Annotated in this window: 25 protein-coding genes; 19 read left to right on the forward strand and 6 right to left on the reverse strand. The window is 38.1% G+C overall.

The window, feature by feature from the left end; genetic code table 11:
- The first annotated feature begins 1 nt into the window (after position 1).
- The gene (gene dat / locus L2716_RS05875) at positions 2-850 is read left to right on the forward strand and encodes a D-amino-acid transaminase (RefSeq protein WP_236332693.1); all 849 of its coding nucleotides are present in this window, start codon (positions 2-4) and stop codon (positions 848-850) included.
- A gap of 350 nt (positions 851-1,200) precedes the next feature.
- A complete protein-coding gene (gene cshA / locus L2716_RS05880; RefSeq protein ID WP_236332696.1) occupies positions 1,201-2,715 on the forward strand; it encodes a degradosome RNA helicase CshA in 1,515 nt (504 codons plus the stop codon).
- A 195-nt stretch (positions 2,716-2,910) separates the two neighbouring features.
- Here cshA and L2716_RS05885 read toward each other — a convergent pair whose 3' ends face one another.
- The gene (locus L2716_RS05885; RefSeq protein WP_236332698.1) at positions 2,911-4,512 is read right to left on the reverse strand and encodes a Na+/H+ antiporter; all 1,602 of its coding nucleotides are present in this window, start codon (positions 4,510-4,512) and stop codon (positions 2,911-2,913) included.
- Between the two features lie 180 nt (positions 4,513-4,692).
- Between L2716_RS05885 and L2716_RS05890 the strand changes: the two genes are divergently transcribed.
- The 4 genes from L2716_RS05890 (at position 4,693) to L2716_RS05910 (ending at position 9,714) form a co-directional block, all read left to right on the forward strand.
- Complete coding sequence (locus L2716_RS05890) at positions 4,693-8,310, forward strand: dynamin family protein (protein ID WP_236332700.1); 3,618 nt, start codon at positions 4,693-4,695, stop codon at positions 8,308-8,310.
- 190 nt (positions 8,311-8,500) lie between these two features.
- On the forward strand, positions 8,501-8,758 hold the full coding sequence (locus L2716_RS05900) for a DUF2533 family protein (RefSeq protein WP_236332704.1): 258 nt from the start codon (positions 8,501-8,503) through the stop codon (positions 8,756-8,758).
- Between the two features lie 97 nt (positions 8,759-8,855).
- Complete coding sequence (locus tag L2716_RS05905) at positions 8,856-9,188, forward strand: thioredoxin family protein (RefSeq protein WP_236332706.1); 333 nt, start codon at positions 8,856-8,858, stop codon at positions 9,186-9,188.
- 76 nt (positions 9,189-9,264) lie between these two features.
- On the forward strand, positions 9,265-9,714 hold the full coding sequence (locus tag L2716_RS05910; RefSeq protein WP_236332708.1) for a CBO0543 family protein: 450 nt from the start codon (positions 9,265-9,267) through the stop codon (positions 9,712-9,714).
- Between the two features lie 96 nt (positions 9,715-9,810).
- On the opposite strand, the gene L2716_RS05915 is transcribed toward L2716_RS05910, so the two are convergent.
- The gene (locus L2716_RS05915; RefSeq protein WP_236332710.1) at positions 9,811-10,977 is read right to left on the reverse strand and encodes an aminotransferase A; all 1,167 of its coding nucleotides are present in this window, start codon (positions 10,975-10,977) and stop codon (positions 9,811-9,813) included.
- Between the two features lie 159 nt (positions 10,978-11,136).
- Between L2716_RS05915 and L2716_RS05920 the strand changes: the two genes are divergently transcribed.
- The 12 genes from L2716_RS05920 to L2716_RS05975 all read left to right on the forward strand — a co-directional run bounded on the left by L2716_RS05920 (position 11,137) and on the right by L2716_RS05975 (position 24,267).
- Positions 11,137-11,973, forward strand: a complete 837-nt coding sequence (locus L2716_RS05920; protein ID WP_236332712.1) for a sulfurtransferase — start codon at positions 11,137-11,139, stop codon at positions 11,971-11,973.
- A 151-nt stretch (positions 11,974-12,124) separates the two neighbouring features.
- The gene (locus tag L2716_RS05925; protein WP_236332714.1) at positions 12,125-12,730 is read left to right on the forward strand and encodes a trimeric intracellular cation channel family protein; all 606 of its coding nucleotides are present in this window, start codon (positions 12,125-12,127) and stop codon (positions 12,728-12,730) included.
- 172 nt (positions 12,731-12,902) lie between these two features.
- Complete coding sequence (gene ablB / locus L2716_RS05930) at positions 12,903-13,763, forward strand: putative beta-lysine N-acetyltransferase (RefSeq protein ID WP_236332716.1); 861 nt, start codon at positions 12,903-12,905, stop codon at positions 13,761-13,763.
- 71 nt (positions 13,764-13,834) lie between these two features.
- Positions 13,835-15,250, forward strand: coding sequence for a sigma-54 interaction domain-containing protein (locus L2716_RS05935; RefSeq protein WP_236332718.1), 1,416 nt, complete (start codon positions 13,835-13,837; stop codon positions 15,248-15,250).
- Between the two features lie 180 nt (positions 15,251-15,430).
- Positions 15,431-16,822 carry a lysine 2,3-aminomutase gene (kamA, locus tag L2716_RS05940; RefSeq protein WP_236332720.1) on the forward strand — a complete coding sequence of 464 codons (1,392 nt, stop codon included), beginning with the start codon at positions 15,431-15,433 and terminating at the stop codon, positions 16,820-16,822.
- Positions 16,823-16,833: 11 nt separating this feature from the next.
- Positions 16,834-17,106, forward strand: coding sequence for a YokU family protein (locus L2716_RS05945; RefSeq protein WP_236332722.1), 273 nt, complete (start codon positions 16,834-16,836; stop codon positions 17,104-17,106).
- Positions 17,107-17,194: 88 nt separating this feature from the next.
- On the forward strand, positions 17,195-18,565 hold the full coding sequence (locus tag L2716_RS05950) for an aspartate aminotransferase family protein (protein ID WP_236332724.1): 1,371 nt from the start codon (positions 17,195-17,197) through the stop codon (positions 18,563-18,565).
- A 48-nt stretch (positions 18,566-18,613) separates the two neighbouring features.
- Complete coding sequence (locus L2716_RS05955) at positions 18,614-19,327, forward strand: CoA transferase subunit A (protein WP_236337812.1); 714 nt, start codon at positions 18,614-18,616, stop codon at positions 19,325-19,327.
- Positions 19,258-19,920, forward strand: coding sequence for a 3-oxoacid CoA-transferase subunit B (locus L2716_RS05960; protein ID WP_236332725.1), 663 nt, complete (start codon positions 19,258-19,260; stop codon positions 19,918-19,920). Before L2716_RS05955 ends, L2716_RS05960 begins: the two co-directional genes overlap by 70 nt.
- A gap of 38 nt (positions 19,921-19,958) precedes the next feature.
- Complete coding sequence (locus L2716_RS05965; protein WP_236332727.1) at positions 19,959-21,215, forward strand: peptidase; 1,257 nt, start codon at positions 19,959-19,961, stop codon at positions 21,213-21,215.
- A gap of 126 nt (positions 21,216-21,341) precedes the next feature.
- Positions 21,342-22,751: a hypothetical protein gene (locus tag L2716_RS05970; RefSeq protein WP_236332729.1), complete on the forward strand. Its 1,410-nt coding sequence runs from the start codon at positions 21,342-21,344 to the stop codon at positions 22,749-22,751.
- A 19-nt stretch (positions 22,752-22,770) separates the two neighbouring features.
- Positions 22,771-24,267, forward strand: coding sequence for a hypothetical protein (locus L2716_RS05975; protein ID WP_236332731.1), 1,497 nt, complete (start codon positions 22,771-22,773; stop codon positions 24,265-24,267).
- A 107-nt stretch (positions 24,268-24,374) separates the two neighbouring features.
- On the opposite strand, the gene L2716_RS05980 is transcribed toward L2716_RS05975, so the two are convergent.
- Positions 24,375-24,635 carry a DNA alkylation repair protein gene (locus L2716_RS05980; RefSeq protein ID WP_236332733.1) on the reverse strand — a complete coding sequence of 87 codons (261 nt, stop codon included), beginning with the start codon at positions 24,633-24,635 and terminating at the stop codon, positions 24,375-24,377.
- Positions 24,636-24,725: 90 nt separating this feature from the next.
- On the opposite strand from L2716_RS05980, the gene L2716_RS18290 reads away from it, so the two are divergent.
- Positions 24,726-24,857, forward strand: a complete 132-nt coding sequence (locus L2716_RS18290) for a hypothetical protein (protein ID WP_268963952.1) — start codon at positions 24,726-24,728, stop codon at positions 24,855-24,857.
- 137 nt (positions 24,858-24,994) lie between these two features.
- Here L2716_RS18290 and L2716_RS18295 read toward each other — a convergent pair whose 3' ends face one another.
- The 3 genes from L2716_RS18295 to L2716_RS05995 form a co-directional block, all read right to left on the reverse strand.
- Positions 24,995-25,396: a DUF192 domain-containing protein gene (locus L2716_RS18295; protein WP_268963953.1), complete on the reverse strand. Its 402-nt coding sequence runs from the start codon at positions 25,394-25,396 to the stop codon at positions 24,995-24,997.
- On the reverse strand, positions 25,338-25,502 hold the full coding sequence (locus L2716_RS05990) for a hypothetical protein (protein WP_236332737.1): 165 nt from the start codon (positions 25,500-25,502) through the stop codon (positions 25,338-25,340). The genes L2716_RS18295 and L2716_RS05990 overlap by 59 nt, the downstream gene beginning before the upstream one ends.
- Before the next feature lie 403 nt (positions 25,503-25,905).
- A complete protein-coding gene (locus L2716_RS05995) occupies positions 25,906-26,247 on the reverse strand; it encodes a helix-turn-helix domain-containing protein (RefSeq protein ID WP_236332738.1) in 342 nt (113 codons plus the stop codon).
- Between the last annotated feature and the right edge of the window lie 236 nt (positions 26,248-26,483).

Below are 26,483 nucleotides of genomic sequence, written 5' to 3' on the forward strand. Positions count from 1 at the left end.
AATGATTTTAGTTCAGGATCAATTAATGGATCAGTCAGAGTTACATATTGGAATGGAAGACCGAGGATACCAATTTGGTGATGGGATTTATGAAGTGATCCGAATTTATAAAGGTCATTTTTTTGGTATTGAAGAGCACCTCACTCGTCTGGAACGAAGCGCAAAAGAGCTCCAAATGTCTTTACCTTATTCCATTGATTTGTTGAAACAGCGACTAATCGAACTTGCCGAAGTCAATTCCATACATGATGGGCAAGTTTATTTGCAAATTACAAGGGGTGTTGCAGAAAGAACACACCATTTTCCTGACAATCAGAAGTCAATGCTCGTCGGTTATACGAAGGAAGCACCTCGTCCACTTCAAAAGTTACGTAACGGCATTTCAGTAATAACGACTGAAGATATTCGTTGGTTAAGATGTGATATAAAAAGCTTGAACCTGCTTGGCAATGTATTAAGTAAACAAAAAGCGAAAGACGCTGGTTGTGACGAAGCGATATTAATTCGTGAAGGGACCGTCACTGAGGGTAGTTCATCGAATGTTTTCATTGTGAAAGATGGTGTAGTGAAAACCCACCCTGCCAATAACTTTATTTTAAATGGGATAACGAGAAATGTTTTGTTACACCTTGCTCATGAAGCTGGAGTAGAGGTAGTAGAGAACACATTTGATCAAAGTGAATTGATGAATGCAGACGAAGTGTTCATCTCAAGTACGACGATGGAAATTACACCAGTCGTATCTATTAATGACAAAACCGTCAGTAATGGATTGCCTGGAGCGATCACCCAATTATTACAAGCAAAGTTCGAACAGCAAATCGAAAAAATTCAAGCCGTAGAAAATTGATTTCTTGTGTTTCTCACACAACCATGATATATTTTAATTTGAATTAAAAAACCGGTAGCTCATATTACACTTTTGTAAACATGGTGAGGCACTTCCGGCAACAGGAAGTGCTTTTGTATGTCCTTCAGGACGAATTCCACGTTTACTGCATTGAAAGCTGTGGAACTTTCAATAATATAAGCAATGGTATTAAAAAGGCATTGTTAGTTACTCTTTCAAATGATGAGTTAAGCATAGATCTGTATAAATGACAATCTCCGCTTCTGGAGAAGATTGACACAATGACGGTTGAGCCGAACGTCAACGATTAAACGCTAACGTTGCCTTACATTAAAAAGGAGTTAGATGATTTGACAAAATTTAAAGATTTAGGTATTGAAACACGTACGTTGAAAGCAATTAGTGACATGGGATTTGAAGAACCGACGCCGATTCAAAGAGACTCTATTCCAGTAGCACTTGAAGGTAGAGACCTGATTGGGCAAGCACAAACTGGTACGGGTAAGACGGCAGCATTCGGTATTCCAATCATTGAAAAGATCGACAAGGATGAATCAGGCGTTCAAGCATTGATTGTGACTCCTACTCGTGAATTGACGATCCAAGTTGCTGAAGAACTTAATAAGATTGGTAATCATAAGCGCATTCGCACTTTACCAATTTACGGTGGACAACATATTGGACTTCAAATTAAAGCATTGAAGAAGAGACCACAAATTCTCGTGGGTACACCAGGACGCTTACTGGACCACTTGAATCGAAAGACAATTCGTCTTGGGGAACTTAATACAGTTGTATTAGATGAAGCAGATGAAATGTTGAACATGGGATTCATTGATGACATTAAGTCGATCCTTAGCCAAATTCCTGAGGAACATCATACAATGTTATTCTCGGCAACAATGCCTAAGGCGATCCAATCTCTTGCGAACCAATTTATGAAAGAGGACCGTGAAATCATTCGTGTCAAGGCGAGTGAAATGACGGTTACGAAAATCGATCAACGATATGTAAAGGTTCATGAACGAGAAAAGTTTGATGTCCTTTGCCGATTGCTTGATATTCAAGCACCTGAGCTTGCTATTATCTTTGGTCGTACGAAAAAGCGAGTGGATGAAGTGACAGATGCCTTGAACAAACGAGGCTATTCTGCTGATGGTATCCATGGAGATCTAACGCAACAAAAGCGTGACCGAGTAATGAAGAAATTCCGTTCTGGTCGTGTTGATATTCTTGTTGCTACAGATGTTGCTGCTCGTGGTATCGACATTAGTGGTGTTTCACACGTATACAACTTCGACATTCCTCAAGATCCTGAAAGCTATGTTCACCGAATTGGACGTACAGGACGTGCTGGGAATACTGGAGTAGCAATTACGTTTATGACATCTCGTGAGTTCGATCACTTGAAAACAATTGAACAAATCACGAAAAAGCGTATGGAGCCAATGACAATTCCTTCTACGGATGATGCAATAGAAGGTCAACAACGTATGGCAGCAGACCAACTGATCAATGCAATTAAAAATGATGATCTTGACTCGTATCATAATGTTGCAGACGAATTACTTTCACAATACAATGCTCGTGATATAGTTGCAGCTGCATTAAAAGGTTATACGAAAGAACCTGATAAGACGCCAGTTGAAATTACACCAATTAAACCATTGGATTCAAAAAAGAGATCGTCAAAAGGCGGCGGTCGTCCATACAACAAGAACAACAAAGGAAAAGGTGGACGTCCACCAAAACGTAGCGGTGGCAAACCTAGCCAGCAAGGCAATCGCTCTTCTGGAGGATCTGGTGGTAGCGGAAACCGTCAAAACAACAGATCGCACCGTTCTTTTAAGCAACGCGTGAAATAAATCAAAAAGTCAATAAATGATGAAGACGTTCTAGAAAATGAATTCTAGAACGTCTTTTTTGTTGTATTCTCTTTTAAGCGTGGAATTTGGCGGATAGAAAGAGACCTATTCGTATTTATTTCTTATAAGGAGTACAAAAATAGGAGATGCGAATTAAAATGTTCTCATTCGCACCTCCAAAAAAGCTATGTTACATTATTCTTTCTTCTTTTCTCCAGATGAATGGAGTGCAACGTTTTCTCCCATTTCTTCTCGTTCTAATAGGTCTCTGATAAATCGTTTTTCTTCAATGGTTACTTGATCTGAGATGAGATGTCTCGTTTCTAGTTCTTCTAGAGCTTCATGTTCAGCGTAAAGCGCGTTTCTAATCGCACGTGCTGTCGTTTCCTTCCGTAATTCTGGCTCCTGCTCATAGAGCGATTCAAGCTTTTCATTTAACTCCTTCAATTCAACATCATATTGATGCACAAGTCGATTGTATACGATGGAAGATAAAGTACCCTCAGCTGCCATTTTTTCAAGTTGTTTACGCCCTGAGTGATATCGATAAATTCGGCTCTGAATACGATCATATTCTAATTGTTCCTTTTGAGTAGCTTTCTCCCCTAGGAATCCAACGAGTGGTTTGATTGTTAGGCCTTGTACGATTAATGAGAAGAACACGACGCCGAATGCAAGCATCAATATCTCTTCACGATACTCAAATTCAACGGGTAAGCTTAAGGCAAGGGCTAACGATAAGGATCCTTTCAATCCACCCCAATTAAATATGTGTTTCCAGTTCTTCGGTAGAGAGCGAACGAAACTTACGGTAGAGTAAACAGCAATACTTCTTGCGACAACGACAATGCCGATAGCGATCAGTACTTGAAGCCAGTTGACTGTGTCGATCATCCTCGTAATTTCTAATCCTACGAGTAAGAAAACCAAAGTATTGGCAACAAGTGAGGCGACGTCCCAAAACGTACGAATACTTAAACTCGTCGTCGGGCTCATGCCAACTTTTTTACCGTAATTTCCAAAAATCAGACCAGCTACCACGACAGCAATTACACCAGAAACGTGAAACGCTTCCGCAACGAAAAATGACCCATAGAACAAGAGCATGGAAAAGACAATTTCTAATGGATAATCATCGAATAATGTTGTTAATCTGGAGAAGAAATATCCAAATGCTCCCCCAACTAATAGGCCGCCTAATACGACTTTAAGAAATTCCCCTAAGGCTATGCCAATCCCAGCTGAGCCAGCAGAAAGAATCACATCATATTGATAGGCAGCAATTGTGAACAACACAACTGCTAATCCGTCATTTATTAGACTTTCACCTTCCATTACAGTAGAGATCCGATGATTGACCCCCATTGACTTAAAGATGGATAGTACACTAATTGGATCAGTTGGTGCCATTAATGCAGCAAATACTAATGCAGCTTGAATCGACAAGCCTAGGAACATTGCTGTCATCCACCCCGCAGTTACAAAGGTAATCATCGTTCCAACTACTGCGAGTAGAAGGATTGGCAACTTATTCTGCTTCAAATGAGAGTATGGCAGATTTAGCGTCGCTTCACCGAGTAAAGTCGGTAAGAATATTGAAATAATGGCGAAATGGAATATTTCATCTTCGGCAAAGGTGTGCTTAAGTTCTTCCAAGCCACTAAAAGGAAGGATTCCGATAATCACACCTATAACAACTAAGGCAATGGGGTATGGCTGCTTGAATTTCTTCGCAACAGCAGTAATCCCAGCCGCAATGGCTAATAATAATAATACAAGTTCAAATTGAGTTTCCATAATTACTCCTCTCCATGTAGATGTGCAAAGAACATCTTCAATAATCAGTTTAACCATTATGTATTTGTTAATGACTCATTCTTCCATTATAACTGAATTTGTCCAGATAAATGTTATGGAACGCACAGATTGTTGTAAATATGATAAAGTAAAAGAAAACTATTTAAACAGGTGTTAACAATGACAACTAATGAGAAAAATCAACATCATGCTATATGGATCCATCGCCTTTATCAATTAGAGAAATATCTCTCTAAACGAGAGGCTAAGAAAGAATATGTACATAAAATTCACCAGCTCGCTCTTAAAGCAAAGTCGAATGAATTAACGATTGCTTTCTGCGGGCATTTTAGTGCTGGAAAATCGAGCATGATCAATCAAATCATTGGGGACGATTTGCTTCCCTCTTCTCCAATTCCAACGAGCGCGAACATTGTCGCGCTAAAGGAGGGGAATCCTCAAGTTCTCGTTACAGACCAAAATGGGAATAAGGTTTCGTATGCAGGAGAAATCAATATAGAGCAAGTGAAAAAAGCTTCCAAAGACGGTGAGAAAATCAGGACAATTGAAATATACAAGCACCATCCTTTTTTGGAGGACGAGACGGTCTTGATGGATACACCAGGTATTGATTCAACTGATGATGCACATCGCATTTCAACAGAGTCGATGCTACACCTTGCGGATGTAATCATTTATGTAATGGATTACAACCATGTTCAATCAGAGTTGAATTTCAATTTTACGAAAGAAATGCAGGACGCTGGAAAAGAAGTATATCTTGTCATCAACCAAATTGATAAACATAACGAAGCAGAACTTCCTTTAACTGAATTCAAGGACAAGACGCTTGATGTGTTTTCACAATGGGGTGTGCAACCGAAACAAGCTTATTTCACTTCATTGAAAGAAACTAATCATACGGAAAATGATTTATCAGATTTGAAAAATGAATTAAAGCGAATCAAACAGAATAAAGATACAATCATTAATCACACTCTGGATCGCATGACGAACCAACTGAAGAATGAGTACCTTGAAAATAAATATCCAGATACGAGTGCCTCAGCAAAAGACATAGATAAAACGGAAAAGGTGATTTCGCAATTACAAAGTGAATTAGATGATCTGAACGGAAATAGTACGATTGTTGAAAAGCAATTCCACTCTGAATTGAAAAAGATCATTGAAAACGCACGAGTCATGCCTTATGAAGTGAGGGAGCTTGGAAGGTCTGTACTAGAATCGATGCAGGAGGGATTTAAAACCGGTCTTTTCTTTTCTAAGAAAAAAACCGAAGCTGAACGTCAAAGCCGTATTACTGAATACGTAAATGCAATAAACGAAAAGTTAAAGACAGAACTAGAGTGGCATTTGAAGGAAGAATTGAAGAAGCAATTTCTCAAATTACAAATACATGAACCTTCTATTGAAGAAGATATCCTAACCATGTCTCATGAGCTCGTTCAGGAAGATGTCTATCGACTTCAACAACGAGGTGCAACATTCAATGAATCTTATGTCCTTCAATATAATCGCGACGTTGAAGATGATTTGAAGAAAAGGTACCGAAGAACAGCTGTACAGCTGTTCGAACGTATGAAAGAAGGATATATTGAAAAACATATAATGCCTAAGAAAAAGAAGACTGAGATGAAGTTAAAAGATTGGAAAGCCAAGCACAAGCTAGAACAATCGATTGTTGATCAACTCAATCAGCGCACCGATGAGGAAAGTGGATTGAAACAAATTCTAAAGTCCATGGATAGAATTGAGCAAACGAAAGACTGGCTGATGGACATCGAGGAGTCAAGTTCTTTAACTGCTGTTGAAGAGAAGTGGTTGAATACAGAAGCTGAACGTAAAGACCACAGTGAACGAGACATCATCCCTCAAGAAGAAAATGATTCCATTTATAAAGGGAATGTTGATGAATCCGCTTTGCAGTTGGACCAAGCGATTGAAACTTTATCTGAATGGCCGTCGTTAAAAGATTTAACGAAACGTATGAAAGAACGGTCAAACAAAATTAAAACGAAGCAGTTTACTGTTGCACTGTTTGGTGCATTCAGTGCAGGGAAATCGTCCTTTGCAAATGCATGGCTTAAAGATCATGTTCTACCCGTTTCACCAAATCCTACGACAGCTACAATTAATAAAATCATGCCTGTAACAGATGAACATAAGCATGGGACTGTAAAAATTCAAATGAAATCTGCAGATATCATGTTAGAAGAGATCAATCATTCATTACAAAGATTCAGTGAAAAAGCTCCGACACTAGAATTCGCTATAGATTTAATCAAAAAGATTGATACGAAGGATCCTGATCCACATATTCATTTCTTGAGAGCTGTGGAGAAAGGATATCCTGTTATGAAAGAGTATTTGGGTTCAGAGCAATTAATTGATCATGATCAGTTTGCTTCTTTCGTAGCACAAGAAGACCGCGCCTGTTTTACTGAGTCAGTGGAACTTTATTATGATTGCGAATTAACTCAACAAGGTATTACGCTAGTAGATACACCCGGAGCAGATTCGATAAATGCAAGGCACACTTCGGTCGCGTTTGAATATATCAAAAACGCGGATGCGATTGTTTTCGTCACTTATTATAATCATGCTTTTTCTAAAGCGGACAGAGATTTCTTAATTCAGTTAGGACGTGTAAAGGATACGTTCTCGATGGATAAAATGTATTTTGTCATTAACGCAGCAGATTTGGCTAAAGATCAACAAGAGCGAGATGACGTCGTTGATTATGTTAGCTCTCAGTTGAATGAATACGGAATTAGACATCCTAGGATGTATGCGCTATCGAGTAAACAAGCCCTAATTGAACGAAGAGATCACCATGATCAGCAAACATCTAACTTTCAAAAATTCCTGGATTCTTTCCAAACGACCACACTAAATGAACGAGACCAAACGTTGCAACAACAAGCAGATCAACTTTTACAAACTGGACAAAAACGATTAAGTGAATGGATTTTCAATGCAAAAGCTGATAAAGAAGAGCAAGTGAGAGAAAAGGAACGGTTGAGTGATGAACAAAATGAAATTTTGAGCTACATTCAATCAAGTTCAACCGGCCCGTATTTCAAAGCGATTAAGCAAGAAACGGAAGAATTGCTTCATTATGTTGGACAGAGGTTAATGCTGACGTTGAATGATGAATTTAAGATCGCATTTAATCCTTCCGTGTTGTCTAATAAACATATTGGGAAAGAACAACTAGAGCGATGTTTAGATGAATTTTTGGATGCGATGGCTTTCCAACTTGCTCAGGAACTGAGAGCGACTACTTTAAGAATAGAGAAAAATTTAAATAAGCAACGGTACCATTTCTATGAAAAAATAACGGCTCATGTGAATGAAAAGAGTCAATATGAATTAATGGAGCTAGAAACAATTAGTGTTGAAACACCGAATGTTGAGGTTCATTGGTCTGAGAAGACGCACAAAAAATTCTTACCGTTACTAAAAGCATTCAAAAATCCGAAGCAATTCTTTGAAGGAAAGGGTAGAGATCAGCTAAGGGAAGACTTGTCCAAAATGTTTGAACCTGAACTTCAAGATATGATTAACGCATTTTCACATGAATATACGAACTTCTATGAAAGCCAACTTCAACATGAACTTGAACATCTACAAGATGAAATGACTAAGGAGATCCAGTTCTACTATCAAGGACTACTTGAAGCAATTGGATCGAAAGAACAGCTCGAACAGCTTGAACAAGCGAAAGCTAAGCTAGACGCCATCATCCATCAAGGATATGGAGTCAAGTATGAGTGAATCAAGATTCCATTGCTGTGCAACATGTACGCACTTTCAAACGAACAAAACGCAACAAGGAATGACGTACTTTTGTTCGAGACTCAGGTATGAAACGAAACCGGATTATCGATTCAACTGCTGGGAACCGAAAGAACACATTGTTAAACTAATAAAAAAGGAACAAGGAAAATGAGGGGAATGAGTTAACATGTCGGTCCATCATGATATTTCAAAGCATAGTAATGACCAACACGCTAGGGTAGAAAAGTTTAAAGAGTTAGAAGTCAGAAGAGAAAAGCTTATTGAATCTGCCTTAAATAAATGCAGAGAAAATCAAAGCTATGGAGAAATTCTAGAAAATATTAATGTAATCACTGAAGAAATCAATGATTTAGCACGTAAAGGAATCGTACCACAACGAAAAAAAGTAACAAAGCAGATGGTTGAGGAATACTGTCGTAAATAATATGTACTTTAGGGAGTGTAATGGAGACATTGCACTCTTTGTTTAGGTCTTTCTAACATTAGATTAGCAGTAACAAAAAAATTAGGAGGCACTTATATTGAAAGAGATCACTCACCTTCAATCCATCACAGCAGTTGATCAATTCATTGCTACAAATCAAATGAGCTTCATTTATGTTACAAGAACAAATTGTAGTGTATGTCATGCTTTATTACCTAGGGTTCGGGAGATGCTTAATCAATACGAAAATATCCACCTCGGTCAAGTGAATGCTGATGATGTTACCGAAATTGCAGGACACTTTTCTATATTCACTGTACCGGTTCTACTTTTGTTCGTAGAAGGAAAAGAAATGATTCGAGAAGCAAGATTTGTGCAAATAGAAGCACTTGATACACAAATCGGTAGGATTTATGAAATGAACACATAGGAAAATCTGAACTTCAGATGGGTGATGTATAAAATGAGTGAAAATTGCTCAATCCTTAAGTAAGGAGTTGAGCAAAATGTTTGTCAATATTGTGTTTGGATTACTTGTTCCTTGGTGCGCTGGGTTTTATTTACTCAAAAGAGATCTGAGGATTTTTTTGTTGATTGCGCCATTCTCTATCGTTGTCGCGTTCTTGTTCGATGTGCTTGGATTCCATTTAGGTTTCTGGAGAATAGATCCTAAATATGATATTGAGCCATATGCAGCCCTGCCTATGTACTTTGGCGTCTATCCAATATTAAGTGGATTTCTATTCTACTTCATTAAGCGTTCGACACGTAGCGACCTTCTCTGGATCATGTTTTTCACATTAATAACGACCATTGTAGAATTCATAGGTGTAGCAATAGGAATGGTTCATTATTCAAATGGGTGGACCATATTCTGGACATTCATATCTTATTTATTAGCTTACATTGTTGTTTACGGATACTATGTTCTGTTGAAAAAATATGTCGAGATATAAATAAAGGTCTTGGCTACAACAAATTAAGAAATGCTCAAAAAAGGGATGTCCATAAATATAATGGTCATCCCTTTTGTGGTCTTATTATTAGATCGCTCATTTATTTGTTTTCAGTTTTTCAATGAACCTTTCGAGACGATCGAGTCCTTCTTTTAACAAGTCTTGATGATAAGCGTAGGAGATCCGAATATATTGATCTCCGTAGTCAGAAAAGGCGATACCCGGTACTACTGCAAGTTCTTCTTCATCTAATAACTTTGATGCAAATGTCCAAGAATCCATATTGAATGGTTTAATGGATGGGAATAAGTAAAAAGCACCTTTGGGCTTGTCTGTTTGTAGTCCCATATCAATTAAACGATTATATGTGTAGTCTAAACGTTCCTTGTATACGTCACGCATAGGTTTTGCATCGTTCTTGCCAGTGGTTAAAGCTTCAATTGCAGCAGCTTGGGTAATGGAGGATACGCAAGTGACATTGTATTGATGCACCTTCAAAATGTGTTTCATCACAGACGAATCGCCTAGAAGATAACCGATTCTCCAACCTGTCATTGAATGTGATTTAGAGAGTCCGTTGATGACGATCGTTTTTTCTTTCATACCCTCATAAGACGCTATTGATTGATGGGGGACGTCATAGGTCAACTCACTATATATTTCATCAGAGAGAATAAAGACATTTCGGTCCTTCAACAATTCGACAATGTCTTCCAATTCTTCTGTTGATAGTGTCATACCTGTAGGGTTTGACGGATAGGGGAGGATGACACATTTAGTACGTTCAGTAAGATGCGCCTTAATTTTTGAAGCTGTTAACTTAAATTCCGTATCGCGGGTATCAACATGAACAGCCTTTGCCCCACACAATTGGATGACCGGTTCATATCCAGGATATACAGGTCCAGGTAATATGACTTCATCACCTTCGACTAGAATCGTTCTCAATGAAATGTCAATCGCTTCACTTGCACCACTTGTTGCAATGATTTCATCTTCTGGACGATAAATTAAATTATACGCGTCTTTTACAAACGCATGGATTGATCTTCTTAGTTCTATTGAACCGGCATTATGCGTATATGTCGTTTTGTTTTCATCGATGGCTTTTTTCCCTGCTTCTTTTACATGGTCAGGTGTTGGGAAATCGGGTAGTCCGAGTGTTAACGATATCGCGTCAGGATAAGAAGACACCCTGTTGAAAAATTGTCTAATACCCGAAATTTGTATTTGTTTGACTCTAGGGTTGATCCATTGCTCCATTGTGAATGACCTCTCTTTATTCATCGAATTTTCCTGTTGGTAATCTATATGAAGTTTAATCGTTTACTCTGTTAACGTCAATGAATGTGAAGGTATGTTTGTCAAGAAACAACTTGATTCGGTACAATGTAGAAAATGCAAAAAGAGTAGGTGGATGTAATGAAAAATATCGTATCTGTAGATTGGTTATATAACAAACTGGATGATGAGCAAGTCGTTCCGGTCGATTGTCGGTTCTACTTGCAAAATAAAGATCAAGGACAAGAAGAGTATCACGATGCACATATTCCAGGGGCTCGTTACGCAGATTTGGAGAAAAATCTATCGGGTCCAGTGCGTGATCATGGCGGTCGTCATCCTCTACCAGACTTGGATCAGTTCGTGAAATTTCTTGAGTCCATCGGAATAGATCATACGAAAACGATTGTTGCTTACGATGCACAGAATACAGCAATGGCTTCACGATTTTGGTGGATGTTAAAGTATCTAGGGCATGAGAAAGTGTATGTATTAGACGGTGGTTTTCAAGCATGGGAGAAGAAGAACTATCCCCTTACTGAGAAATTAACGGATGTGGAAAAGGTGACATTCACCCCTAAAGTCCGAAAAGAGATGGTTGCTGATTTAAAAGAAGTTCAAGAAGGAACAGTTAAAGGTCAAGTTACATTGATTGATGCAAGAGATGAGCCTCGATATCTCGGACAATCAGAACCGATTGATCCGAAACCAGGACATATCCCAAGTGCCATTAATCGCTTCTTCATGGAAAATATTGATCAAGGAAAATGGAAATCCCCAGATGAACTGAAGCAACGATTTAATGGCCAAATGGATCAACAAGTGATCAATTATTGTGGTTCAGGTGTAACAGCTTGTGTAAACATTCTAGCGCTCGATGAAATTGGAAAGACAAGCAAATTATATGTTGGTAGTTGGAGTGATTGGAGTTCATACGAAGATCATGAAATTGAGACAAAACAGGAAGAAACACAATAAATTTCACGTACCGTACTGAATAACACATTTTAACATGAAGAATTTTATTTAAATCCTCATATTTCAATTGCTAATCTTCTTTAAACGTTGTAAACTCAATTTGGCTTAATGACGAAAGACCGGGAAAAAGGAACAAAGGGGAGATTGAGGATTGACTTGGGATGTCTTAAATGTAATCGGTACGATGGCATTTGCAATTAGTGGTGCCATTATCGCAATGGAAGAGGATTATGATTTATTAGGTGTTTTGATTCTAGGCTTAGCCACTGCATTTGGTGGGGGAATCATTCGAAATATATTAATAGATGTACCGATGTCTACACTTTGGGAGCAGGATATATTGATTAAAGTTACAGTGTTGATTATTGCTTTGATCTTTTTCATTCCAGAAGGTTGGATTCATTTTACAAAAGGTTGGTTAAATTTCTTTGATGCAGTAGGTTTATCGACTTTTGCTATACAAGGGGCGCTGTATGCATATTCTGCTGGACATTCGCTAACAGCAATCATTATGGCTGCAGTAATGACGGGTACTGGTGGAGGGATTGTCCGTGACTTACTAGCTGGACGAAAGCCTACCGTCCTCAGGTACGACATATACGCAGCATGGGCGATTATTGCTGGTATATTCATAGGTACAGGTATTACAAGTAAGCCATGGGAGCTATATTTATTATGCGGGATCTTGATAACTTTAAGACTCTTCTCCGCGAAATATAGATGGAAACTTCCACACAGATATTTACAAACTTTATAACTCATAAAAGAACACAATCTTTTCAATCAGAGGGTTGTGTTCTTTTTTATTAAGCTAACCAACTTAAATAATACATACCTGTAAACTTACAACATGCAGGAGATGAAGATAGATCTATGGAATTATAAAGGAAAATCGTTACGATTATTTTTGAAAGTGGGGATGAGCAAAAATGAGAGACATAAAGGTTTACTATGAGGATCGTGTGGTTACATCAACAAATTGTACGATGAACGTCTCGTTGGATTTTTTTAATGAACGTTTGAAAATAGAAGATTATCGTGGAAACATCCATTCTGTTCATAAGCAAGTAACGAAACTCCTTGCAGAAAACCCCTTTACAAAGGTCATTATTAAATCCAGACAAGAGGACTGGAAGACATTATTATCATATGGATATCAATTTGAAGCCTTGTATTCTGGATATTTTAATGGAAGCGATGCATATTCTATGGCGCACTTTACTGAAAATGGACGGAGATCTAGCGAGTATTGGGTGTATGAAAATGAAACACTTCAACAAGTTCAAGAGTTAGAGCGTACATTAGTTGTTCCTAGTTCAAACGGCTATACAATTCGACAAGCTCAAACCAAAGATGCTGAAGAATTAGCAAAGCTCTATGAATTGGTGTTTGAAATTTATCCGACACCAATGAATGATCCCAATTATATACGGAAACTGATCACGCAAGACTCTATTTTCTATGTAGCGGAATGCAAGGGCAGCATCGTGAGTACTGCCTCAGCTGACATCAATACCACATATAACAATGCCGAATTGACTGACTGTGCAACACTTCCAGAACATCGGAAGAAGGGATTGATGAAAATTTTAATTGCAAAGCTAGAGGTTGCTTTAAAGGAAAAGCAAGTGTATTGTGCTTATTCTATTGCTCGTGCATTATCATTTGGTATGAATGCAGTATTTCATCAACGACATTATGAATACAAAGGGCGTTTCACAAAGAACTGCAACATATTCAATAAACTAGAGGATATGAACTTATGGGTGTGTGATTTATCTCGTAGATAGATCATGAATGTGCCGAAAATTCGGCATGCAAATGATTAATTTTTGGCATCTTGTTTCAGGGGGGATGGTTCATGTTGCTTGACGTGACAAATACACGGGAAATGTTGCAAGCGATCTTAAGCTCCATTGATGAAGGCATCCATGTCATTAATAACGAAGGCATCACTGTTTTTTATAATGAAATTGCTTCTAAGCATGACGGGGTACCTGTCGAAGATGTATTAGGCTATCATCTATTAGATGTCTTTCCTACTTTCTCAAAGGAAACGAGTACGTTATTGAAAGTAATACAGTCCGGCGAACCCATTTACAATCAGCATCAGCGATATCCGAATGCGAAAGGTAATTTAATTACGACAGTGAATACGACTTTACCGATCGTTGTTGGCGGACAAGTTGTAGGTGCTGTTGAGATCGCGAAAGATTTCACGAAAATACAACAGTTATCTTGGAAACTCCTTGACCTTGAAGCAAGAGTTAAAGGGGCGACCTCAAGTGACCATCCGAAGGAATATGAAAACGGTACGAATTTTAGAATGAATGACATACTTACAAAGAATGACGCGTTCCTTAAAGTAAAAGAAATGGCGGTTAAAGCCTCAAAGTCGACATCATCAATCATTGTATATGGTGAAACAGGGACTGGTAAAGAATTGCTTGTTCAAGCGATTCACAATGCATCTGATCGAATGGACCAATCTTTTATCGCGCAGAATTGTGCGGCCATTCCATCCACTTTACTTGAAAGCATTTTGTTCGGAACTGCAAAAGGAAGCTATACTGGAGCTGTAGATCGCCCTGGGTTATTTGAGCTTGCAGACGGTGGTACATTATTTTTGGATGAATTAAATTCAATGCCCCTCGATACCCAAGCAAAGTTACTCCGTGTTCTCCAAAACGGGAAGATTCGTAGAGTCGGAAGCACATCTGAAAAGAGTGTTGATGTAAGAGTGATCGTTGCTATGAATGAACACCCTAAAGTGTGTATCGAAAATGGAACATTACGTAAAGACCTCTATTACCGGTTGAATGTAATATTCCTGAATATTCCCCCGTTACGAGATCGAAAAGAAGACCTTTCATTATTAATGGACCATTTTATACAGCGATATAATTTTAAGTTTGGAAAATTGGTCATTAGAGTATCCGATGAAGTGAAAGAATTATTTAACGAATATCATTGGCCTGGTAATGTGAGGGAGTTAGAGCATGCGATAGAATCTGCGCTAAATGTCATTAATGAGGATACGTTGACACTCGAACATATTCCGATTCATTTCATTGAAGCATCTGATCCATTTCATGAAGGTGACTCAATTCCATCCTTAAGAAAAGCCATTTCCGATACGGAGGAGAAATGGATCCATAAAGCGTTAGATGCAACAGATGGAAATATACAAAGAGCTGCAAAGCTTTTGAAAATCCCCCGTCAAACACTTCAATATAAACTTTCAAAAATGAATGAGAAGCACACTGCCGAAAATTAGGCGGTGTGCTTCTTTTTAGATCTATAATAAATGGAAACATTTTCTACTGAAAAAATAGTCAATCACCCTTTTCTGCCTATCATTCATATGATGAAGAAATCGGAATGATCTGAATAGTGAGAATTGGCATGGAACTTGCATGATTAATAGGTGAGTAGAATGATACCAGGGGGGAATGACATGAAGGATTTTGTATTCAAACCGAAACGACATTGGAAAGAGGTTGAACTATGGAAAGATGTCACTGAGGAGCAATGGAACGATTGGTTGTGGCAATTAACACATACGATTCGAAATGTAGATCAATTGAAAAAAGTAGTTAATTTAACGCCAGAGGAAGAAGAAGGCGTACGGATTTCAACAAGAACGATTCCATTGAATATAACACCCTATTACGCATCCCTAATGAACCCTGATGACCATCGTTGTCCAATTCGGATGCAGTCGGTACCTATTTCGGCAGAGATTAACAAAACAAAATACGATTTGGAAGATCCGTTGCATGAAGATGAAGACTCACCAGTACCCGGTTTAACTCACAGATATCCAGATCGCGTTCTTTTCTTAGTGACGAATCAATGTTCAATGTACTGTAGATATTGCACGAGAAGACGTTTTTCTGGCCAAATTGGAATGGGTGTACCTAAAAAGCAATTAGACGCCGCTATCGAGTATATTGCAAACACACCAGTCGTTAGAGATGTGCTGATATCTGGTGGGGATGGGCTATTGATTAACGATAATATCCTTGAATACGTATTAAAGAATTTACGTGCAATCCCACATGTAGAAATTATTCGAATTGGTACTCGTGCACCGGTTGTATTTCCACAAAGAATAACAGAAAACTTATGTAACATTTTAAAGAAATACCATCCTGTGTGGCTGAATACACATTTTAATACATCAATTGAAATTACTGAAGAAGCGAAACGTGCATGTGAGATGCTTTCAGACGTGGGTGTACCTGTCGGGAACCAAGCTGTTATTTTAGCTGGTATTAATGATAGTCCTTATATTATGAAGAAATTGATGCACGATTTGGTGAAAATCCGAGTCCGCCCTTATTACATTTATCAGTGCGATTTATCCGAAGGAATCGGACATTTCCGTGCACCTGTATCTAAAGGACTTGAAATTATGGAATCACTGAGAGGACATACGTCTGGGTATGCTGTACCGACATTTGTTGTGGATGCGCCAGGTGGTGGTGGGAAAATATCCGTTCAACCTAATTACATCATTTCACAAAGTTCAGATAAGGTTGTCCTGCGCAACTTTGAAGGTGTCATCACCACATATCCAGAGCCAGAAAATTATGTACCTGGACGCGCTGAAGCTTACTTTGACGAACAATATCAAATCACCGAAAAACCCAAAACAGTCGGTATTGCAAGCTTAATGCGTGATGAAGTATTTAATCTTGTACCTGAAGGCTTACAAAGATTGAACCGAAGGAAAAATTACGAAACCAACCCCGATCATTCATCATTAAAAGATCGCCGATCAAAACGGGATGAATTAATAGAAAAGAAATGGCAATCCGAACAGAATAAGACTTCAGGAGAGTAAGGAGGAATTCGATGCAATGCATGTGGTGTGAATCTAAACAAGCGAAAAATACAACAGTTACGAGTTATTGGGAGCTACCTGACGGGACACGAGCAATTGAAATCAAGATGATTCCTTCTGTCCACTGTGTAGATTGTGGAATGGAGTATCAGGAAGAAACGTTGATTGAGGAGATCGAGGATCAGCTCATGCTAATTGATACGAAACCTCTGCCAAATTCAATGACGTATCAAGAACTTATGGATGTACCGAGGTTTTTAAAGAAGAATTATTTTAAGTTATAACCAAGCAAGATTACGAAAAATGAATAGGAGCAGCAGAATGATTTTGTTGCTTCTTTCTTAGAGAAATAGAAAAGAGGTGTTCATCGCCATGGCCAACAAATCACATCTCATCAAACCTTTACTCGGCGCAACATATCCGGAGGTTGCTTACGGGAAAGGGATCTATTTATATGATTCTGATGGAAATCGATATTTGGATGGCGCATCGGGGGCAGTCACTGCAAATATTGGGCATGGTGTTACAGAGATCATCCAAGCGATGAAGGAACAGGCTGAGAAAATTTCTTTTGTATATCGTTCTCAATTTACAAACCGGCCCGCTGAGGAACTTGCTGAAAAACTTGCCCAAATTGCACCAGGAGATCTTGATTACGTGTTCTTTGTTAATAGTGGATCTGAAGCGATGGAGACGGCTTTAAAAATTGCGATTCAATACTGGCAGGAAATTGGAAAGCCTCAAAAGAACCGAGTCATTTCACGCTGGACCAGTTACCACGGTATTACTTTAGGGGCATTGTCGATGTCAGGTCATGTCCTTAGACGGAATCGTTTCTCTTCGTTATTAGCTGATTACCCTGCTGTCTCACCACCATATTGTTATCAATGTCCTTTCTATGAGACATATCCTTCGTGTGGAATGAAATGTGCGAATGAACTTGAGACAGCTATTCAACGGATAGGACCGGAAAATGTTGCGGCGTTTATTTTTGAACCGATAATTGGTGCAGCAGGAGGTGCCATCGTACCACCTGAACCGTATTATGCAAAGATCAAAGAAATATGTGATCGATATGATGTCTTGTTAATTGCGGATGAAGTGATGACCGGTTTTGGTCGAACCGGCAAGAACTTTGCGATGGAACATTGGAATGTTGAACCTGATATTATGGCGCTAGGTAAAGGGTTGAGTGGAGGTTATACCCCAATTGGCGCGACGATGGTATCTGCGCGAATCATTGACACAATAGAACGAGGTTCAAAAGTGATTATGAGCGGTCACACACTAAGTGGAAATCCGCAATCAGCAGCGGTCGCTCTTGCGGTACTTGATTATATGAATCTACATCAACCAGGTGAGAATGCAGCAAATCTAGAATCATTTGTTGAACATGAGTTACGAACGATCGCAAGTCATTATCCGGTTGTTGGTGATATTAGGGGTAAAGGACTCCTCTGGGGCTTAGAGTTAGTTACAAATCCAGAAACGAAAGAAAGCTTCCCTATCCATACCTTTGTCACCGAGCGGACAGTTAAGAAATGTTTCGAAAAAGGACTGATTGTTTACCCTGCCGTAGGTGGTATAAATGGCACATCTGGAGATGCAATTATTATCGCTCCACCACTTACGATCAGTAAAGAAGAAATGAAAATGTTAATGAAAATTTTAGAAGAGGCGATTGCAGAAATCAGTCATGACCTTGATCATGATGGTTTGTTGCACCACCGTTCAATTAGTTAGGGAGGAGGAAATGAATTGCCAACAAATATCTCTTCTAAAGTAGTTGAAATGGAGCAAGTTATATCACATTTTAAGGACGACATGACTTTAATGTGTGGAGGATTTGGGGGAGTTGGAGCTCCCCCATCTCTTGTCAATTTAATTCTTGATCTCGGCATAAAGAACATTGAACTTATTTCTAATGATGTTGGTTTTCCTTGGATTGGTCCAGGAAAGCTTATTACAGATAAAAGAGTAAGAAAATTAATTGCTTCTCACATCGGATCAAACCCCGAAGCAGGAAAACAAATGCACGAAGGCACACTCGAAGTTGTTTTTTATCCACAAGGCACCCTAGCAGAAAAAATTAGGGCTGGGGGGATGGGGTTAGGTGGGATATTAGTAGATGTAGGACTAGGAACATTAGTAGAAAAAGGAAAACAAAAAGTAAATGTAGAAGAAAAGGAATATATGATTGAACCGGCTTTAATTGCAGATGTTTCCATCGTGTATGCAAAGCAAGCAGATGTATATGGGAATCTCACTTTTGACAAAAGTGCACGCAATACAAATCCATTAGTTGCAACCGCTGGGAATATAACGATTGTTGAAGCGGAGGATATCGTTGAAGCGGGTCAACTAGATCCTGAATGTATTGTAACGCCAGGCGCTTTTGTTGATTATGTCGTTCCGAGTAAAGGGGTGGACTGGAAATGGATTTGGGAGCTGAAACGCGCCGACGGATTGCTAAACGAGCCGCCAAAGAAATTACAAAAGGAATGATTGTCAATTTAGGGATTGGAATACCAACACTCGTCTCAGATTATTTGAAACCTGAGCTTGGTGTCATGCTCCATACGGAAAATGGCATTCTCGGAATGGGACCATCTCCTGAAGAAGGTACTGAAGATGGACATTTATCAAACGCCGGTGGATACCCTGTAACGTTACTACCAGGTGCCTCTTATTTCGATAGCGCAACGGCATTTGGCATCATACGTAAAGGATATCTAGATATGACCATTCTTGGAGCGCTTGAGGTGAGTGCTCAAGGAGACATTGCAAATTGGATCGTTCCAGGTAAAAGGGTACCTGGAATGGGGGGGGCAATCGATCTTGCCCAAAAAGCAAAACAGGTGATTGTCCTTATGAACCATACGAACAAAAACGGTGCCTCGAAAATCGTGCAGCATTGTAATCTCCCTCTTACTGTGCAAAAAGGAGCAAACATGATCATTACTGAAATGGCGGTCTTCCAAGTCCACGATGATTCACTTATACTCATAGAAATCATGCACCCTTACAAGTTAGAAGATGTTTACAATGCAACAGAGGCGACATTTAAGGTGAGTGAATCGCTCACGATCAATTCGTGAGCAACGCTACATAACCAAAGTGGAGGGGGTGTGTTGTATTGAGTACTAAAATAAGAAAGTGGCTGAATCAACATAAGGATGAAGCGACCGATTTTTTACAGAAGCTTGTCCAAGAGGGTAGCGAACAAGGGAATGAATTCGGGGTGCAACAACTCGTTAAGAAACAGCTTGAAAGACTTGGACTTGATGTGGATTATTGGATTCCTGATGGTGACGAGTTAATCAATCACCGATATTTCTGTGCAACGCGGACGGACTTTTCAAAGAGTCCGAATGTAGTAGGAACTTGGAAGGGGGATGGAGGTGGTAAATCCCTTGTTTTGAACGGTCATATTGATGTTGTTCCACCTGGAGATTTAAAGCAATGGGAACATCCGCCTTATAGTGGGTACATTGAGGACGGGAAAATGTTTGGACGCGGTGTCACAGATATGAAAGGTGGGAATCTTGCGTTATTGCTGGCAATCCAGTGCTTAAAAGAATTGAATGTCTCATTAAAAGGAGACGTCCTATTTCATAGTGTCATTGAAGAAGAAAGCGGTGGAGCTGGCACTTTAGCAGCTGTTTTACGAGGGCATACAGCAGATGCTGCTTTAGTTCCTGAGCCAACGAATATGAAAATCTTCCCTAAACAACAAGGATCGATCTGGTTTAGGTTAACTGTAAATGGTATGTCTGCTCATGGTGGAACACGGTATGAAGGTGTAAGTGCAATAGAAAAATCCGTCCACGTCATTCAGGCGATTCAGAAACTTGAATATGAAAGGAATAATCGTGTGGAAGACCCTCTTTATCAAAACACGCCTATTCCACTCCCCATCAATATTGGAAAAATTGAAGGCGGAAACTGGCCGTCATCTGTACCGGATGAAGTTTTTATAGAAGGCAGGATTGGTGTAGGACCAAATGAATCATTGGAGTCAGTAAAAGAAGAATTTGAATATGCAATGTGTAAAATTGAAGACAATTGGCTCCAGCAACATCCTGTACAAGTTGAATGGTTCGGTGCACAGTGGTTACCAGGATCCATTGATTTAGAACATGAGTTAATGGGTATCTTGCAAAAGAAATATGAAGAAGTAGTAGGAGAACCTGCTGTCATTGAAGCCTCACCATGGGGGACTGATGGCGGATTACTAACCCAAGTAGGGAATACCCCATCAATCGTATTCGGTCCAGGTGTAACCGCCTATGCCCATTATCCAAATGAATATATTGAGTTAGAAAAAGTCTTCCAAGCAGCAGAAATATTCAGTTTAATCATATACGAGTGGTGCGAAGGAGAAGGTTTATAGAAATTACGAAAGACTTCATTCAAAAGGATGGAGTCTTTTGATTTAAACTCCCAAATTATAGAACTTATGGTAGGATTAACATAAGGGGGGCTAACGATTAAAAAATTTATTATACTTGCGATTGTTGTGATCGCTTTCATCATATTAGGGAATCAATTTCAACAGAGGGTTGTACAGAGTATTGAAGTGAATGAAGATAATTTTGATGTAGTCGATTCCTACGAAAAAGTCAAATTGTATAGCAGATTAGGTCCAGCTTCTCGTGGGGATTTATTAAAAACGGCTTATGATCATAACCTCATTCATTCATTCGAAGAAAAAGAAGTAAAGGTATTGGGATCAAACCGAACTATACAAATCCATCAAGTTTGGAACCAAAGTTTAAATATCTACGTGCTTTATAGTGTGAACCTACTCCCAGAAGATGAGAAGCCAGTCGATGTCCCTTATGTTACTTTAGATCAAGTTATTCTACATAATGATTCAAATCAAGATACTCGGCTAAAAGTAGACGTAAACAAGTTGGATCCATATTTAAATCAAGGGTTCGTATTCAATAACAGATTATATAGAAGTACATGGATCAAAACTTCATTGGATGATGACTCTCATTCTTCCCGTACTAAGATTTTCAAGGATACGAAGCAAGTGTCCTTGGAAAATTTACAGTTAGTGACAAAGGAAAGTGCTGAAGCAGCAAATATCGATCGTCTTACACTTAATATGGAACTGACCGATTTAGACGAACCTCTTGAAGTTTATCCCCTAAATAAGGAAATACAATTGACGTCACAAACGACCGTAATGTTGAAGAGGGTAGAGGTTGGGTTAACGAGAAATAAGCTATACATAAGTTTAGGAGAGAATAAAGAGCAAATGAGAGAACTGGTCTATTATATTAATGACCAAGGAGAGCGTGGCAAAATTCAAACCGACGATGAAGGAGAACAATTCTTATACGTCAGGGATCATATCGTCAACCAACCAAGTATGAAGGTACAATTTACTGAAGCAACCTTGCCTATTGATGACGAACTGAAATATCATCTCAATGATGAGACCATGAAAGATTATAAACAATTCTTAAAGAATGATCAAAATTCATCCCAATATGAATTAAACGAAGAGATTGGCACAAGTAAAAATGATGAAAGTTATACTATTGAAAACCTTGACGTATCCCGTTTAGAAAATGGAAGTGAAGCAGTATCTCTTAATATGAAGGTAAGTGGGGACTCACACGTCTTATTACCGAATTGGATGATTGATTATAGTAAGTACCTTAAATTAGACCAAGATGATCCATATAAAACACTCTACCAATCTCTTGTGTTCTTAGAGGTCACAAACAGTCAAGGTGAGAAAGTAGATATTTTAAATATCAATGGATATAGAAATATGCAAGGACTTATGGGGGTTATCCAAATAGAAAAAGATGTCTTTCAACAACAGGACGAGCTTACATTTCGCTTCTTTAATTTCTCAGAGCAAATCCCACTTTATTCAGAATCTGTGGAAATAACTTTAGATAAGTAAATCTTGTAGGGGGATAAACGTGAAAGGAAAACAGACGTTAAAAAAGATTATACCGGTCTTACTAATCTTAATTGCTTTCGTATTTATTAGTGAAAAGTTTAAAGAAAAAGAACGTACGACCTTTGCAGTCAATCGTGAAAAATTTGTCGTTGTTGATACAGAAAAACAATTGAAAGAACGATTAGCAAATGAGTTACGCTATTTTGAACCACAAATGTTCGAGCTGCTCGAGAAGCATGATCTCATATCTAAAATTGAAAGTGTCAACATACCAGTGGTAGAGGCTCAGCGGGAATTCCGAATCGAGTCGTTGTATAACCGAGGATTGAGTTTAATAATTACCTATAGTTTAGATGTGTTGCCCAATGATGAAATTCCAGATGATATTCCACACTTTGAATTTGACCGGTTGAAAGTGACTGCTGATGGGGAAGAGCCCCTTGAGTTATCAATGGGATCTCAAGAGAGATATCAAGACTACCAATGGAAAAGCGAGGGAGTAGTCTATAAAAATCGTATTTATCGACGAGCTGTCTTTGAACATGACCAGAATAGAGAGATTTTAAAAACTTTATCTAAGTGGGTTAATAGCAAGGATAAAGAAAATCTCTATCATATTGATCAAGCAATCATGAAGATCTCAAACATTGAATTACAAGAGGCTTCGCTAGTGAAACAAAACTCGAGCAATGAAAAATTTCAACTCGAAAACATTGCAATTGATTACAAAATGAAAAGCCATGATCCTTTACTTGAATCGTTTTCAATTAATAAATCTGCAAATCTTGGTGATGGGAAAACGATTACCTATTCTGATATTGAATTTAGGTTGCATCAAAAACGTCTTTACTTTGAATTGAACACACCGGTTGAGTTTAATAAAGTGCATTATAAGTATGGGAAGATGCAAGGACAATCCAGTATACAACAAGACACTGATGGAAGGCGTTTTATCAGTGTCTATCAAAACCCTGTATTTGATACAGATGATACTACGATATCGCTGTTATCAGGGTCTTATCCAACAAATGAAGAAATAAAGTTCACCATTACAAAAGGTGATTTCCAAAAGTTTCGAGAAAAAATAGCACAAGATGAAAACGTTTATGAAATCAATCGAGATCTGGGTAATGTGAACAGTATGGATTTTGAGCTTGTCAAACTTGAACGCAATCCTCACGGTCCAAATCAAAACAACTACGGATTTTTCATAAAAGTTGATCCGAAACATGAATATGAGAGCCATTTGTATTTTCAACATTATAAAAGGTATACAGAAATCATAGAAGAACATCCTGAAGCTGAGATTCACATGAGAAATGAACCATTTATTGATGTCACCGATCAAGATGGAAATACTATTCAATCAGATCACAATTACTCAGATGATTCCGGTCAATTCTTCGGCATTGAACAGCATTCTTTTGAAAATATTGAAGAACTAAATATTCGCTTATTCAATCTTCCTGTGTTTGTAGAGTTTTCCGATAACCATGTATCATTAAAAACTGAATAGAGCATCAAGTACGATGGTGACAAATGAATTCAAATGTACCATTAAAATACTATGCCTGTGCTCATCATTCTCAAAAATGTTGAAAAGCCTCTTAAAAGAGGCTTTTTCTATGACAAAAATGGATTTTTTGATGAACTGGCTCGTGCTTTGAACGTTTCCTCATTTTCAATTAAACCACATGCTCCGCACTGGACTCTAAAATGTGATCCGTTATAAGGAATATGGAACGTATCTAAATTATCATTTGAGAATTCTTCAACGACTTCTCCTGATTCAGGGTCTAGCTTGACGCCTTTTGGGATTTGTTCAATCATATTGAATCGAGTACGATTTGTCTTACACCCTGGGCATAAATAAGGTCCACCCATGAGACCACCTCCTACACGTTATGATGACCCATTTAATCAGAATTATGATTATGAAATTGGTTCATAATAAGGAATAAAGGAGGGACTGGAATGGGTAAACAAAAGAAGGGCAACCCGAATGCACAAAGAAACAACAATGCTAAACAAATGGAAGCACGTGCTAAATCAGGAAAAATGGCTAACTTTGCAGAACTCGAGTCGAAGAAGATGGAAAGTGAGTAGCATGTATTAGGAAGAGTTGAATTGTAGGATAGGTGATTATATTTATTATTAATATATTCACCTTTAAATAAAAGTTCAAAATGAACAATAAATTAATTTTTAATTAAACACTAAAGTTTCCGATGTGACTAAAATGGTTAAAGAAAAAGATATTCACCATGGGCTAAATCATACTCTTGAACGGTTCCAACCGGTAATTCTATTGCTGCTGTCGCACCTTTAACAGGCCATACGATTCGCCAAGGTTTAAGGTGAGATACGGATTTAATGATACGTTGTTCATCATTAATAAAAATGACATCTATTGGAAAGAACATAAAAAACATATGAATAGAATTACATGGTTTAATAACTAAAGCTTCGTTCTCTAAAGGTTTCTTTCGAAACATCAATCCTATCAGGCGTTCAAAAAAGGACTCAGCATATACTAATCTTAAAGGGGGGAGAGGTTTAGAATGGCTTGGATCGTTCAAACGCGGTCTATTCAACGATTTTTTTGTTGTCGGTATCCTGTTCTTCGAAATATGTAACACCTTCATCCTCCTTCTTAATCTCTGATCGTGCTTTTACTCCAATGAAAATGGTTCCATCATCAAACTTCATCGTTATTCCTTCAGGTAATAATTCCGTATATATGACATTCATTTAAATAACCCCCTCTTTTCGGTAGGATACAATTTGTTTTAGTTCAGACGAAAGACTCACAGAAAGTAAAGTTTGTTAATTACTAGGTATAATTTCGTGTAATCCTATGTAATATCCTCTGAAAATCGTCCGACAAAATCAATCATAAAACATTATTGGCATGTCGTATTTTGAAAAAAGAGGACTAAAGTAATTATATATATCGAATTTCGACAAAAATACTAAGTCTTTAGGCTGTATAATGTATAAATTTGAAGATAATTATTGGAAAAAGACAATAAAAAAAGACCGATATTCCAAAGCGTCTAGACTAAAGACACAACATTTTGTATTGTTTTTCCATCTAATATCAAAATATTGTGTATGAGAAAGAATTGTGACAGCTTTGATTCGGTCCTATGGTTTAATCATTAGAATTGTTTTTAATTGTTGCAAGTGTCTCAGCGAGTACCTTTAATTCACTCAGAGAAATATTTTTGCTTTTCATCTCCTCAGAAAAGGTCACCCACTCTACACCCAGTTCTTGAATCTCTTCAGGTATTTCTTCTCTTGTTCCAAAGAAAAAGGAAACATCTTTATCAAAATATTCAGCTAAACTCTCTAATAGTTCTAGTGTAGGTTTGCGATCACCACGTTCTATTTTAGAAAGGTTACTATAATTAAAATCGATTGCATTCCCTAGCTCCTTAAGGGTCATACCTTTTTCTCTTCGTAGTTCTTTGATGCGACTACCGATCTGTTTCATTCTATTTACCACCTCAGCTATAATTGGTACCCCCCTTTAGTATAAAGTAAATAATTTTGCAAATAAACTAAAAATTTGTTGACATGTTCAAAATGAACAATTAATATAAACTTATAAATTGTTCTATGTGAACAATATTACCTGAGGAGGGGAATTGTTACAAGTAACTGTACAATCCATTAATTAAATTAGAAATGAGTAGAAAATGCAAAGGGAATTTATTCATTACATGAACA

Source organism: Pseudalkalibacillus berkeleyi (assembly GCF_021608225.1).
Taxonomy (GTDB): domain Bacteria; phylum Bacillota; class Bacilli; order Bacillales; family Fictibacillaceae; genus Pseudalkalibacillus; species Pseudalkalibacillus berkeleyi.